At 32.8% G+C, this 13888-nt stretch carries 10 protein-coding genes; 6 read left to right on the plus strand and 4 right to left on the minus strand.

Annotated elements, in window-relative coordinates; genetic code table 11:
* Window positions 1-2 precede the first annotated feature (2 nt).
* Together atpA and atpH are read right to left on the minus strand one after the other, a co-directional pair.
* Entirely contained in the window at window positions 3-1544 is a 1542-nt protein-coding gene (gene atpA, locus GOY12_RS01810) for a F0F1 ATP synthase subunit alpha (RefSeq protein WP_175818368.1), read from the minus strand.
* Complete coding sequence (gene atpH / locus GOY12_RS01815) at window positions 1541-2101, minus strand: ATP synthase F1 subunit delta (protein ID WP_175818369.1); 561 nt, start codon at window positions 2099-2101, stop codon at window positions 1541-1543. Before atpH ends, atpA begins: the two co-directional genes overlap by 4 nt.
* Before the next feature lie 913 nt (window positions 2102-3014).
* Between atpH and ubiE the strand changes: the two genes are divergently transcribed.
* The 3 genes from ubiE to argS all read left to right on the plus strand — a co-directional run bounded on the left by ubiE (window position 3015) and on the right by argS (window position 8940).
* Window positions 3015-3713 carry a bifunctional demethylmenaquinone methyltransferase/2-methoxy-6-polyprenyl-1,4-benzoquinol methylase UbiE gene (gene ubiE / locus GOY12_RS01820; RefSeq protein WP_175818370.1) on the plus strand — a complete coding sequence of 233 codons (699 nt, stop codon included), beginning with the start codon at window positions 3015-3017 and terminating at the stop codon, window positions 3711-3713.
* 1169 nt (window positions 3714-4882) lie between these two features.
* Window positions 4883-6589: an ABC transporter ATP-binding protein gene (locus tag GOY12_RS01825; RefSeq protein ID WP_175818371.1), complete on the plus strand. Its 1707-nt coding sequence runs from the start codon at window positions 4883-4885 to the stop codon at window positions 6587-6589.
* Between the two features lie 644 nt (window positions 6590-7233).
* On the plus strand, window positions 7234-8940 hold the full coding sequence (gene argS, locus GOY12_RS01830) for an arginine--tRNA ligase (protein WP_175818372.1): 1707 nt from the start codon (window positions 7234-7236) through the stop codon (window positions 8938-8940).
* A gap of 45 nt (window positions 8941-8985) precedes the next feature.
* On the opposite strand, the gene GOY12_RS01835 is transcribed toward argS, so the two are convergent.
* Complete coding sequence (locus GOY12_RS01835; RefSeq protein ID WP_175818373.1) at window positions 8986-10281, minus strand: Na+/H+ antiporter NhaC family protein; 1296 nt, start codon at window positions 10279-10281, stop codon at window positions 8986-8988.
* A 247-nt stretch (window positions 10282-10528) separates the two neighbouring features.
* On the opposite strand from GOY12_RS01835, the gene GOY12_RS01840 reads away from it, so the two are divergent.
* On the plus strand, window positions 10529-11455 hold the full coding sequence (locus GOY12_RS01840) for an RluA family pseudouridine synthase (RefSeq protein ID WP_175818374.1): 927 nt from the start codon (window positions 10529-10531) through the stop codon (window positions 11453-11455).
* Window positions 11456-11764: 309 nt separating this feature from the next.
* Here GOY12_RS01840 and pdhA read toward each other — a convergent pair whose 3' ends face one another.
* Window positions 11765-12748, minus strand: coding sequence for a pyruvate dehydrogenase (acetyl-transferring) E1 component subunit alpha (gene pdhA, locus GOY12_RS01845; protein ID WP_175818375.1), 984 nt, complete (start codon window positions 12746-12748; stop codon window positions 11765-11767).
* Between the two features lie 55 nt (window positions 12749-12803).
* Between pdhA and hemJ the strand changes: the two genes are divergently transcribed.
* Together hemJ and GOY12_RS01855 are read left to right on the plus strand one after the other, a co-directional pair.
* On the plus strand, window positions 12804-13235 hold the full coding sequence (gene hemJ, locus GOY12_RS01850; protein WP_175818376.1) for a protoporphyrinogen oxidase HemJ: 432 nt from the start codon (window positions 12804-12806) through the stop codon (window positions 13233-13235).
* Window positions 13236-13329: 94 nt separating this feature from the next.
* Window positions 13330-13839 (plus strand): hypothetical protein, encoded by a 510-nt coding sequence (locus GOY12_RS01855; protein ID WP_175818377.1) that lies wholly within the window; start codon window positions 13330-13332, stop codon window positions 13837-13839.
* Window positions 13840-13888 lie beyond the last annotated feature (49 nt).

The raw sequence follows: 13888 nt of genomic DNA on the forward strand, positions 1-13888 counted from the left end.
ACCTACACACAATTAAATTGAGTAATAAAATTACTCACAATACTAAAAATATCGTTTTGTATACCATTATACATGTTGTTTGACAACTTTTTTAAAATTTCAGGATATGCATTATGCAAATAATTGATAAGATCATATTCAAATTTATTGATGTTGCTTATTTGTATCTTGCTTAACTGATCATACATATCAGAAAAGATATACATTAGTATTACCTGTTCTTCTATTGACATAGGTGAATGCTGTTTTTGCTTTAATAACTCAATAAGATATCTACCCTTATTCAAGGCTAATTGAACATTAGTATCAAGGTCAGAACTAAATTTTGCAAAGTCTTCCAATTCTCTATATTGAGCTAAACTTAGCTTTACAGAACCAGCAACTTTCTTTACAGATTTCAATTGTGCAGCAGATCCAATCCGTGAAACTGATAAACCTATATTTACTGCAGGGCGAAACCCTTCGTGAAATAATTCAGATTCAAGAAAAATTTGCCCATCGGTAATTGAAATTACATTGGTTGGAACATACGCAGATACATCACCAGCCTGAGTTTCAATAATCGGTAAAGCAGTCAAAGACCCTTGCCCTCTTCCATCAGACATTTTAGCAGCTCTTTCAAGCAAACGAGAATGTACATAGAATATATCTCCAGGGTAGGCTTCACGGCCAGGAGGACGTCTCAACAGCAAGGACATTTGCCTATATGCTACAGCGTGCTTAGATAAATCATCGTACACTACCAAGCAATGCATTCCATTATCACGGAAAAATTCTCCAATAGTACAACCAGCATAAGGTGCTAAAAACTGCATAGGTGCACAGTCAGATGCACTAGCTACTACCACAGTTGTATACTCTAATGCCTGACTTTCTTTTAACTTATTTACCACTTTCGCTACTGCTGAAATTTTTTGTCCGATAGCAACATAAACGCAGTAAACTTTTTGATCTTCACCTACCCTGTCATTAATCTTCTTCTGATTCATGATAGTATCAAGTGCAATAGTAGTTTTCCCGGTTTGCCTATCGCCAATAATTAACTCACGTTGTCCTCTACCTATCGGAATTAGTAAATCTATAATCTTAATTCCGGTCTGTAGAGGTTCATGCACAGATTTACGATCAATGATACCTGGTGCCTTAGATTCTATGTCCATTCTATTTTTAACTCTAATCTCTCTACCTTTATCTATAGGATAGCCCAGAGCATTTACGATCCTTCCTAGTGATTCATGTCCTACTGGCACTTGTATGACACCACCACTGCACTTTACAATATCCCCTTCTTTCACATCACGGTCATTACCAAGCACCACTATTCCAGCTATATCATGATCTAAATCAAGAACTATCCCTTCTACACCACTTGCAAAAAATACCTTCTCACCGAACTTCGCTTCTTCAAGCCCATAAACCAGTGCAATACCATCAACTACTGAAATTACCTCACCTATACTTTCTCGTTTTATAAGGTTATCAAACGCTTCAACTTTTTTCCGTATTATGTTTATAACCTCAGAAGCATTTATATTATCTTTCATATATAATTCCTCATTTTTAATATTTCCATTTTACTAAAATTAACCAATTCATCTAAGTAACTTTTCAGCGAAACATCGATCAAATTAAAGCCGTACTTCACTATAAAACCACCAAGTATAGAAGGGTCAACTATATTGACTACTTTTACTATCTTACCAAGAAAGCTTAAAGATTCAGTAATTATTTTTATATCAATCTCCTTTAAAACCTCTGCTGATTTTATAGTAACTTCTAATTCATTTTCATTTTTCCTTACAAGACTCAAAAATTTTTCTAATATAAAAATCAATAAATTAGAACGCCTATTTGCAAGTACCACCATAATAAATCTCACTAAGCTCTCACTCAAATCTCCATTTATAGAAAGTAAAACTTCCTTCTTGCATGCAAGAGAAATCATAGGGTGGGACAGATACATAAAAACGTCACGTTGACTTTTTAAAAAAGCCAATATAAATTTTATTTCTTTTCTTATAGTATCTAATTTACCTTTTGAGACGTAAAACAGCGCCTTAGCGTAAGATGAAATTAAATTATTGTGTTGAGTCTTTTTCATGTCAAATTATCTAATATATAGAGTTAAACATCTTTAGCTTGACCATAGAGTCTAACCTAAAAAGACTTAGACCTCTAATATGGTGACTAAACTTATGATTACCGATAAAATCCACTACAAAACAGCTATTTATAACCGCTAAAGGGAAGTATGCAAAAAAAATGAGAGCCAGTAATCAAAATAATTATAATAGATTTCTTGCAGAAAAGAAAACACTTCTATTTACACTTACTTTTTTTATCAGCTAGAAAAGTATGTTACCTAAGGCAGCGTAGAAAAGTGTTATCAAATAGTGGATATTGTAATCTAAACACATTTTAATAGTTTTACTTTTTTCTTTAAATCTAAGAGTTTATTAATTTCAATCTTTCTCTTTACTTAAGGCTAGCTTCTCCATTAACACCAGTCACTTGCTTAGGCTTTCTACTCCTTTTAAGCTATAATATAGCAGGTACACTAAAGTTTTATTGGATCAAGAAAACTTGTGAAACGCTTTTCTATGATTCCTAGAACTCTCAACTTTAGAAGAGCTAGTAAATTCCTTTTAGTTAACACTATACCTTCAGACATTATACCACCTATCATAGGTTTTAAATACCAAGTTGCCCTCATTCTAAGCTAACTTCTTCTTTAAATAGCTTTTATGCTTGCCTTTGAATATACTACTTCATAAAACTAGAAACCAGTAAGTACTTTAAAGTTTTTCTATTAAGAACTATGTTGATCATTGAATCTATAAAGGTTTTTCGGTATTTACATATACAGCATCTCTTTTTATCTTTTAATAAAAAAATTCATATGTTGCTAACACTTAGGAAGAGTCTTCACCTACTTTGACAAAGAATTTTTATCATACTCGAATTGATTTAACAAATAACATAAAACTAAATACCATACAACAATCGAGAAGAGAATGGACAAATCACAATTAGTCAAAGAAGTATTTAACTCTATAGCAAGTCACTACGACATCATGAATGACATAATGAGTTTTGGAATGCATAGGCTATGGAAAGACAAAATGGTAAATAGTATGCATTTTACAAAAAACTCTAAGGTTTTGGACATCGCTGGAGGAACTGGAGATATAGCAATAAGAATAGCAAGAAGAGAACCAAGTACTCAAGTCACAATATGCGATATAAACCAAAACATGCTGAGCAGGGGAATCGATAAAGCCATAAACTCAAATCAGCTCAATTTCAATTGGGTGTGTGCAAATGCAGAAAATTTGCCATTTGAAAATTCTACATTTGATTATTGTACGATAGCCTTCGGTATTCGAAACATTTCTGACCGTAAAAAGGCTTTAAGTGAGGCGTATAGGGTATTGAAACTGAACGGGAAATTTATCTGCTTGGAGTTTGCCCCTATGCATTACCAAAACGAAATATTTACCAAATTCTATGACCTATATTCATTTAAAGTAATTCCTAAAATCGGTAGCATAGTTGCTAAAGATAAAAAACCTTATAAGTATTTAGTAAAAAGCATCAGAGAGTTTCCAACTCAGACTAAGTTTCAAATGGAAATTGAAGAGGTAGGCTTTCGAAATGTTGAATTTTATGACATGAGCTATGGGATAGTGGTGTTACACATTGGAACAAAATAAACATCAAAATTTAGTATAGAATACTAAATTACTATTTCAGTAGGTTCCTTATTTACTCACACTCAGCAAGCTCTTCAAAAGCACAGCGTTTTTTTCCATAGCATAAAATCATTTTATATAACATCATAACATCATACAATTTACAGTCCTATCACTGATTACTTTAGTAACATTTTTCTTCATCAGCATAAAAACTATACTTAATCTTTCTATTTGTAAAAGTTTTACTATCTTTTTCATTAACGATACTTGACATAAAAGAAACAGCACGAAAATTTTTAAATTACTAGATCATTAGAAGTTTTCAAAAAGAGGCCAATTAATTAGAGTTAGACCAGGCAAAGGTAGCGTAAAATTTTTCTCTCTGATGTCACGTAGATTTTATGTTTTCTGTTTAGAAAGAAGAATTCAGTTTTATTATGCACTTAGTTGTAATGAATTATTTAATTCTATTAACGGATTTTTTAACATTTCAATTTAATTTATCACATAATTTATCAATAGACATAGAAGTAACGTTGAGTATTATTTTCCCTACTATTAGCAAATAACTAACTAAAAAGATCATAGAGATATTAGACTGCTCCTTCGAAGTTATTCTACTTCAGCTTTGGAAATATCAGCCCTGAGTGGATTCCGTACAACTTTAATTTTTTTACCTTTATCTCTTCCTTTTTAAGCAGCATTACCAAGTGTTCTTAAATAAGAATAAGCTATTCATCACATGTTCACTTTATTTCTCCTTTATAGGCAATAAATTCTTCTTCTAACCAATTAAATCTATAAAAACACTTTGTTATTTTAAGGTTCGATACTAGTTATCTTGTCAGCTCTGTCTTGAATATACCTCGCATAGTTTGACACTATCTTTACCTCTGTAAAGAATATCAACGATGTTTTATCCTTTATTTAATTTCTATCATGAAGGTCAAAAATATTGTTGAGAAAATGGATAAAAGTACGTTAGCAAGATAACCTTTTAAAGGTCGAGAATTTTTAAAAAAGATATAGTAAATGAAAAAACATTTGATTATGTAGTGTACTACTCTATACAAATATTCAACCTTCTTTAGCAATGGTTGTGCCCCCAAAGCTTGCAAAGCATATCTTTTTCCTCTTTCTCATGAAACTAAAATCTATATACTTAACTCTAGAAACTTTAAAATAAAATGCGATCTGATATTAGGCAACTATTTTACTATATAAAGCCTAACCTACATTATTTTATTATAGCTTTTATTGCAGTCCTATTTTCCGCTTTAATGATTCTCCTTTTTGGCAGAGGTCTGAGCAGCATAATTGATTCTAGTGCAAGACATAATTTTACTACTAAATTAGTAGTAACTATATTTATAGTTTTAGGCATTTCTTTTGCTGCATTTGTTAAGTTGTATTTTATAGGAATGGGTAGTGAGAAAGTTGTTGCAAGAATCAGGTATGACTTATATAGCAATATTACTGATTTACAACCAAGTTTTTTTGAGAATACTAGCGTACAAGATGTTATCTCGGCGTTAATTACTGATACCTCTGTGTTACAATCAATAATAAATAGTAGCTTACTCACCATATTACGGAATTTTGTGATACTAATTGGTAGTGTTGCTATGTTGTTATATACGAACCTACACCTAACCACATATGCAGCTGCAATAGTTCCAATGTTATTGATCATTATGACATCACTTGGAAAAAAGGTACGCAATTATGCACGCTTTGCCCAAAGCAAGCTAAGTGAACTTGCATCACTTAGTGAGGAAAATCTCAGATCCATAGCAACTATTAAATCATTTGTGTTAGAAGAAAATGAGAAAGCACGTTTTAAGGAATACTTAAGCTCAGTATCAGAATCATACTTAAGATTAGTCCTCCTGCGTGCTATTTTAGTAACTTTAATCATCTCATGTGTGATAGGTTCGTTAGTTATTTTGCTTTTCTTTGGTATCAAAGAGGTCTTGAGCAGCAATATGACTATTGGCGAGCTCTCCTCATTTGTGTTCTATTCAGCACTTGCAGCAGGAGCTGTAAATAATTTGAGCGATAACGTTAGTGATTTACAACGAGGTTTTGGAGTAGTAGAGCGTCTACTTGAACTCAAAGATATGAAAAGCCCCATAGTAGACTCTAGGAACCCTATAAAAATTCATAACGTTCAAAAAGAAATCGCGTTTAACGATGTAACATTTTTTTATGAATCTCAACCCAATAGACCAGTCCTAAGCAATGTATCCTTTTCTATAAAGGTAGGCCAATCCGTCTCAATCATTGGACCGTCCGGCAGTGGCAAAAGCACTATTTTAAAACTTCTGCTCCGTTTTCATGATCCAAATAAAGGCAGCATTACCATCGATGGACACAACATTAAGTCAATCGCATTAAATAACCTCAGGTTGTTATTTGGTTTAGTACCGCAAGATCATACGATATTTTCTTGCTCAATAATGGAAAATATATTATATGGTAAACCAGGTGCTGAATATAAGGAAGTGAAGCAAGCAGCTATCAGCGCTTATGCGATGGAGTTTATTGATAAGTTACCTAATAAATTCGATACATTTGTAGGGAAAAGAGGATTAAAGCTCTCTGAAGGACAAAAGCAACGTATTATAATAGCAAGAGCAATACTCAAAAATCCTCAGATTTTAATACTGGATGAGGCAACTTCTGCTCTTGACTATGAAAGTGAGAACCTTGTACAAAAAGCATTGAAAGAGTTAATGAAAAATAGAACGACGATCATGATTACACACAGGCTGTCATCTACACTCACAACCGATAAGATCGTAGTAATTAACCATGGAGAAATAGAGGAAATAGGAACTCATGATTCCCTCATAAGCAAAAATGGACTATATGCAAAATTAGCGAAAATATAGTAGACATATTATACTATCACAAATTAACACAAATTAGGTTGATATCTTAAATTTAGGTTAAGATATTTAATTCTCAAACATTTTAACCTATAACAAACCAATGTCCTTTTTCTAAGGACTGGTATCACTCATACTTATGTTTTTACCATACTAACAACATATGACTACCCATTGTTTACCAATTTTACTAATATACACTTCTTACATACCTACAGAAGATTGTTTCTAAACAATTTATATATACATAGTGTGATTTTAACATATATGCTCTATATTCTTTCAAGGGCACTTAGATACTATTCAAATAATATTATGCACCTTACTTTTTAATAAAAAAAATTCATAAGTAAAAGCTTACTTGTTACTTATATGGCAGTTTTACTACTTAATACTACATAATTAATTCAAACTGTATTTAGTTCCTTTTTGAAGCCTTATCACCTTTTGATCACAAGCAAAAAACCTCTAAATTCTAATATTTGCACAATAGCTGCTTATCTATACATAGCATAAATAAATCTGCTGGTAATTCTGTCAATAACTGCTTAACTATATCACTACTGAGGTTACATTTTTATAAGATAAATCTTCAATTAACCTTACCCATTTACTATACTGCTATATAGTTTATAGATTTTTGATTGATGAACATTTTTAAGCAGATTTTTTTGTTAATTCTTAGCAAATTAGATGAGTTAAAGCAAAAGAGTATTATAAATACGAGTGTAGAAAATTTTATCTTAGAACCTCCAAGTAATAGAGCATATGGAGATGTTTATACAAATGTCGCCATGGTGCTTGCAAGGTATGAAAGAAAGAACTCCATTGAGATTGCAGAAATATTAGCAGAAGAATTTGAACTTTTTAACGAAATTGCAAAAGTAGAAATAGCTGGCCCTGGTTTTATCAACATGAACTTTAAAATAGAAGTATGGCACAGAATTCTTAAACAAATAAATGAGCTGAAAACAGAATTTGGTACTTTAAACATTGGAAATAATCAGGCTGTTAATGTTGAATTTGTATCTGCAAATCCAACTGGCCCACTGCATATCGGTCATGTAAGAGGAGCAATATTTGGTGACGTTTTAGCAAACTTGTTAAAAAAAGTTGGCTATCAAACCACTAAGGAGTATTACATCAATGACGCTGGAACACAGATAGATATGTTAATTCGATCAGTATACTTACGGTATAAGGAAGCTTTAGGAGAGAAGATTAATATCGAAAAAGGTTTATACCCAGGCGAATATTTAAAAGCAATAGGAAAAGGGCTAGCTAAAAAATATGGTAAAGATCTTCTAGAAGAGCAAGATTACCAAATAATTAGAGATTATACTTTAAATTCTATCTTAGAACTCATAAAAGAAGACATGAACTTACTTGGAGTGAATCATGATATCTTTACTTCAGAGTATGAGCTGCAAAAAAGTGGCAAAATTGAAGAGAGCATAAAGATATTATCTGAGAAGGGTTTAGTATATGAAGGATACCTAGGCAAACCAAAAAGTAAAGAAAGCGAAAATTGGATTTCTAGAAAAGAAATGTTGTTTTGTTCCACAAAATTTGGTGATGACGTTGATCGTGCACTTAAAAAAGAAGATGGTAGCTGGACTTATTTTGCATCAGACATTGCCTATCATTTTGATAAGATATCACGCGGTTTTAGCAATATGGTAGTAGAGCTTGGTAGTGACCACGGCGGCTATATTAAAAGGCTCAAAGCAGTTGTTTCTGCACTAAGTGATAATAAGGCAAAGATAGAGGTAAAATTGCATAATATTGTAAATTTCTTCGAAAACGGAAAACCTATTAAGATGTCCAAAAGATCAGGAAACTTCCTAACAGCAAGAGATGTAGTTGAGGAAGTTGGTAGGGACGTTACTCGCTTTATAATGCTAACACAAAGAAATGATATAGTTCTCAACTTCGATTTTGCTAAAGTGAAGGAGCAATCAAAAGATAATCCTATTTTTTACGTGCAATATGCATGCGCCCGTGCTCATTCGTTAATGCGCAACGCTCCAAAAGAACTTCCAAGTGCAGACCTTTCACTTTTAAAGACTGATGAGGAACTATTACTTATAAAAATCTTAGCAAAGTGGCCAGGTGTAGTAGAAATAGCTGCAAGGCTTTATGAGCCACACAGAATTACTTTCTACTTACTTGAAGTTGCAGAAGCATTCCATGCTTTATGGGGATATGGTAAAAATAACTTAAATATGCGGTTCATACTAAAAGATGATTTAGACCTAACTGCTGCAAGAATATCCCTCGTCCAAGCTTTAATACACATCATTACTTCCGGGCTTTCTGTTTTTAACATAGAGCCTTTAGAAGAGATGAAATAAGCAAAGAAATATGGAAATAAGAAAGACCGCGAGCTTTCCTACACATTAAATTACAGTAGCATAACCCTTCTCTTTCCTGCTGTTGATGATTATTTCCCCTACTGTTACTGCTGCTAAAATAAAGCAATAATGCACCCGTGTTGACAAAAAAATAGGTGATACAGAGGCTATGCTACCAGCTAGCAATAATTGGGAGCCGTAAGGTAAAATACCTTTTGTAGCACAAGCAAAAACATCTAGTAAGTATGCACTACGGTATGGTGCAATATCATGCTTTTTTGCAAGCCTTTTTGCAATGCTGCCACTTAGCAAAATAGCAATAGTATTATTAGCAACTAGAATAGTAAACATAGATGCTATTCCTGCTATTACAAATTCAGCTCTAGTTTTTGTGATACTACTTCCATCAATAAGTTTATATAATGTTTTTTGACCTTGTTTGTACATTATATTGCTCAATCCACCAATAAATAAGGCAAACATTACTATTTCGTTTACTTTTTTAAACCCCCTATATATGTCATGAGAGAATTGAATAATAGAATAGTCAAAAAAAGCTATTCCTAGAATACCAGCAATAATTATGTTTACAGTTATTGTTACCAGCGTAGTAACTTCAAATAGGGCCATAATTATTAAAGAAATATAAGGAATAACCTTTATTATTGATAAATAATCTAAGTTTGATATAGTGATAATTCTCGCACTATCTACAGTAATTACTAAATAGATAAGTGTTATAATGCTGGCAATAAACGCTACTTTAGAATTTGCCTGAAGTTTATCTTTTATTGTAGCGTTTTGTGAGGAAACAGATGCAATAGTGGTATCAGATATCATTGAAAGGTTATCACCAAATACGGCGCCCCCAACTACAGTTGCAGTTCCTATCTCAAGATCAAAAGCTCCATTCTTTGCTAAGTCAACAGCAATTGGTACCATCAGTGCAACAACTCCCATAGATGTACCAATTGCAGTTGAAATAAAAGCAGAAGCCAAGAATACTCCAGGTAACAATAACCTCGCTGGAAGAAAATTGAGAATCAGATTAGCAACAGTATTTGCACTATCAATTGATTGACTAACAGAAGAAAATGCTCCAGAAAACAGGAAAATTAAGCACATAGTAAGGGTATTCTTGTTACCCATACCTTCGATGACAGTATCGATGTTATGTTGCATTTTATCTGTTCTACGCGAGATGGCAAAAAATAGTGCTGGCAATAAGCAAACTACCGGAGAAATTTGACGAAGTGGATTATCAATTCCGGTGAAGAAAAAATAAGTGCCGCTTCCAAGATGTAAAACTAAGAAAATAAATAGAGGAATAAAAGCAATCATTTTATTATAATTAAAAGTTCAAACTATAACTAATTAAATAATTTTAAGCAAGTCTAGTTTCACTAGTTCTACAGAAAGTTGACAATAGAGTTTTGAGCTTTTATACTTAATTTATTTAATTAAATAGTGCAAAAGGCTATGAATCCTTTTGGCAATAGAGTTTTTGTAGCAGAGCACTGAGGTTTAGGAAAATTATTGTCCTCATAACCAATTTTAACAAGTTACAATATCTATTATAAATAATGAAATGTCTCAAAGTATTACAACTATACCAATAGAAGATAATAACATTAGGCTGGATAGATATATAAGAAGAACTTTTCCATATCTGAAACAATCTACAATCGAGAAATCTCTAAGGAAAAGGTTAATTAAGGTTGATAATTGTAAAGCAAAGTCAAGCGATAGAGTGCATTTTGGACAAACTATAACAATAAAATGCTTAGATTATATTGAAAATACCAATTCTAACCGTAAATATGACCAAGAATTAGTTAATATACTGAAAGATAATGTATTATACGAAGATGAATATATACTAGCTATAAATAAACCTACAGGAGTAATTGTTCAAGGCGGCATAAAGGTAAAAGTCAGCATTAATGATTTGCTTGACCGAATCAGGGAAGGAAAAATATTTAAGATTGTTCACAGGCTAGATAGAGATACAAGCGGAGTGATAATATTTGCACGTAATGCTAATGTTGCAAGATACCTTACAGAGGAATTTAAAGGGCGAAGAGTAAAGAAAACCTACTTAGCATTAACCTCCGGCATACCAAGCAAGAATAGAGGAACAATAGATCATCCATTAGTAAAAAAATATATTTCAGGTCAAGAAAAAGTAGTCGTTGACGAAGATTCACCTCAAAATGCCACTACGCGTTTCTCAATCATAGCGAGATTAGGACAAAATGTTGCTTATGTAAAACTGCAACCAATTACTGGCAGGACACATCAATTAAGAGCACATCTGGCTTATATAAATTGTCCTATTCTCGGTGATGGTAAATATGGTGGTAAAAAAGCTTTTATTGATGGAATAGTAAATAGAATTCATCTCCACTCGTATTCTTTATCTTTTAAGTTACCAAGTAACAAAAAAATTACTATCATTGCCCTTCCTCCTAAACACTTTAAAAAGTCCATTGAGGCGTTAAACCCTATTACTTAGTGGTGCCTGTAGGCAATTTTGCCTCTCAAAAGGTAAAATATAAACACATCTATATTGTAATCTAAGCTAGAGATATAACTATTACTTTTTAAGTATGCGCTGAAATGTTCAAGTTTATTATATCAAAATATAAAACATAATAAATGCCTAATAAATAAGACCTACAAAAAATACAGTAAACATACAACAGAAGTTAAGCATACACATGCATCTACACATTAATGAAAAAACCTGTAGAAAAAGATAAATTTCAGGTTTTAAAATCTTTAAAGTGCATCAACAATTTTTTTGAGTCGTTTTGACTCACAGCTAGCAGTCAACAGATTTATAAACATCAGTATACAACTTATCAATGCTTGGTTCTCTACTACTTTTAGCAAAATCCTCCGATTTTTTCACTAGATCATGTATTTCCTTATCTATTGTCTTACACTCTTCCTCTGAAGCAACCTTGCTACTTATCATATATTTCTTTAAAGTACTTATAGGGTCACGATTTTGCTTTATATCTTCAACTTTCTCTTTTGACCGATAAGTAGCAGGATCTGACATTGAATGGCCACGATACCGATACGTCTTCATTTCAAGCAGAATTGGCCCTTTTCCGCTGCGTACATACTCAGCTGCTTCGCCTGTTGCCTCATAAACAGAAAAGCAATCCATTCCGTCAACCTGCTTCCCAGGAATACCAAAACCTTCTCCTCTTTTATATAGCTCAGTTACTAATGTTGATCTCTGAACAGAAGTTCCCATTGCATATCCGTTATTCTCTATAATATAAATCACTGGCAATTGCCACAAAGATGCCATATTAAATGATTCATATACTTGCCCCTGATTCGCAGCACCATCACCAAAATACGTAAATACCACATTGTTTTTTTTCTTGTATTTATTAGCAAAAGCTATTCCTGTACCAATTGGAACTTGCGCACCTACTATTCCATGCCCACCAAAGAATTTCCTTTCAATATCAAATATATGCATTGAACCACCTTTACCTTTTGAGCACCCTGTTTCTTTACCATTTAGTTCTGCCATTACAATATTTGGATCAGAATCACATGCGAGCATTAAACCGTGGTCTCTATAACTTGTAATAAAAGCGTCACCAGGTTTTGATGCAGCATGAGTTCCAACTACAACTGCCTCCTGTCCTATTGATAAATGACAAAACCCACCTATTAATCCCATTCCATATAATTGTCCTGCTTTTTCTTCAAATCTACGCACTAGTAACATTTTTCTGTAGAACCCAATCACCTGTTCTTTAGTAAGATTTTTTGCTTTCATATTAATTTCTCTTTCATTAAACTCAAATAATATCAGAAATTTTTAACGTTTTATAATGGATTATTATCGCTGGTTTGAAGCCTTTCACGTTATCTCTGTCATTATGTGGATGGCAGGAATGCTTTACTTACCTAGGCTTTATGTCTATCACACAACTGTAAAGCTAGGATCGGAAAGCGATACCTTACTTCAAATAATGGAAAAGAGGCTACTTAAATATATTGTGAACCCTGCAATGCTCTTTTCGCTTGGTTTTGGTATCATATTAATGACTATAAGGGAGGCATACTATGAAGGATGGTTTCATGTAAAAGCATTAGCATCATTCTTTATGATTATTATTCACATACTACTTGCAAAACATAGAAAAAATTTTGCAATGGGTTCAAATAAAAAAGCTCACATTTATTTCCGTATCCTAAACGAAGCAGTTACAGTACTAATAATAATTATAATTATTGCAGTCATCGTGAAACCATTTCGCTAACCTTTTCCAGGAAACAATTATTAAAGAGCCTTATTGACACTTTTCAATATTTATAGTAGAATATATAGCATTCAAGGATTTAAAGTAAAAACTTATGAGTGGTGAAGCTCAAGGTCCAAATATCGCAGAGTGGCAAGCTCAACAACAACATCAAGAACATCAAGAAGGAAAGAGTGGTTTTGGTCTTGGCTACAGTGACTCTGTTGCAACAATTGTAGATGGAATGAAGTGGCTGTTTAGCTTTCACGAAGGGGCAATTACTTCCTACAGTAATGTGTTTGAAGGTTTAGTAAATGGTAGTAGTCTGGTAACGTTGTTTGGAAAATCAGGTAACATGTTTGGCATAAAATTTCTTGAAGATCTTGCAGAACACTTTTCAGGTGAAAATAGAGACAGTGAAAGTATAACATTGGAGGGAATGGATATAGGTTATAGTGATAAATGTCTCCCTTACCCAGGTGATTACCCTAATTTTAGTAATGAAATAGTTCATGGCGAAAGCCTACATGACATATATAATTTAGGCAATCACTGTGATCCATCTTTTTCACCTAGCCCTTCACCTTTTGTTGGTGATGACTATGAACATGAGCTCGATGCTTAAAAAGCGTTAAATAACAGTCGAGGTAAGCAACATTTTTCTTCAACTTATC

Origin of the sequence: Wolbachia endosymbiont of Dirofilaria (Dirofilaria) immitis (assembly GCF_013365455.1) — a bacterium.
Lineage (GTDB): Bacteria > Pseudomonadota > Alphaproteobacteria > Rickettsiales > Anaplasmataceae > Wolbachia.

Excerpts from the sequence above, each read along its gene's own strand:
- atpA (WP_175818368.1), bottom strand. The coding sequence starts at position 1,544 with ATGAAAGATAATATAAATGCTTCTGAGGTTATAAACATAATACGGAAA.
- atpH (WP_175818369.1), bottom strand. The coding sequence starts at position 2,101 with ATGAAAAAGACTCAACACAATAATTTAATTTCATCTTACGCTAAGGCG.
- ubiE (WP_175818370.1), top strand. The coding sequence starts at position 3,015 with ATGGACAAATCACAATTAGTCAAAGAAGTATTTAACTCTATAGCAAGT.
- GOY12_RS01825 (WP_175818371.1), top strand. The coding sequence starts at position 4,883 with ATGCGATCTGATATTAGGCAACTATTTTACTATATAAAGCCTAACCTA.
- argS (WP_175818372.1), top strand. The coding sequence starts at position 7,234 with ATGAACATTTTTAAGCAGATTTTTTTGTTAATTCTTAGCAAATTAGAT.
- GOY12_RS01835 (WP_175818373.1), bottom strand. The coding sequence starts at position 10,281 with ATGATTGCTTTTATTCCTCTATTTATTTTCTTAGTTTTACATCTTGGA.
- GOY12_RS01840 (WP_175818374.1), top strand. The coding sequence starts at position 10,529 with ATGTCTCAAAGTATTACAACTATACCAATAGAAGATAATAACATTAGG.
- pdhA (WP_175818375.1), bottom strand. The coding sequence starts at position 12,748 with ATGAAAGCAAAAAATCTTACTAAAGAACAGGTGATTGGGTTCTACAGA.
- hemJ (WP_175818376.1), top strand. The coding sequence starts at position 12,804 with ATGGATTATTATCGCTGGTTTGAAGCCTTTCACGTTATCTCTGTCATT.
- GOY12_RS01855 (WP_175818377.1), top strand. The coding sequence starts at position 13,330 with ATGAGTGGTGAAGCTCAAGGTCCAAATATCGCAGAGTGGCAAGCTCAA.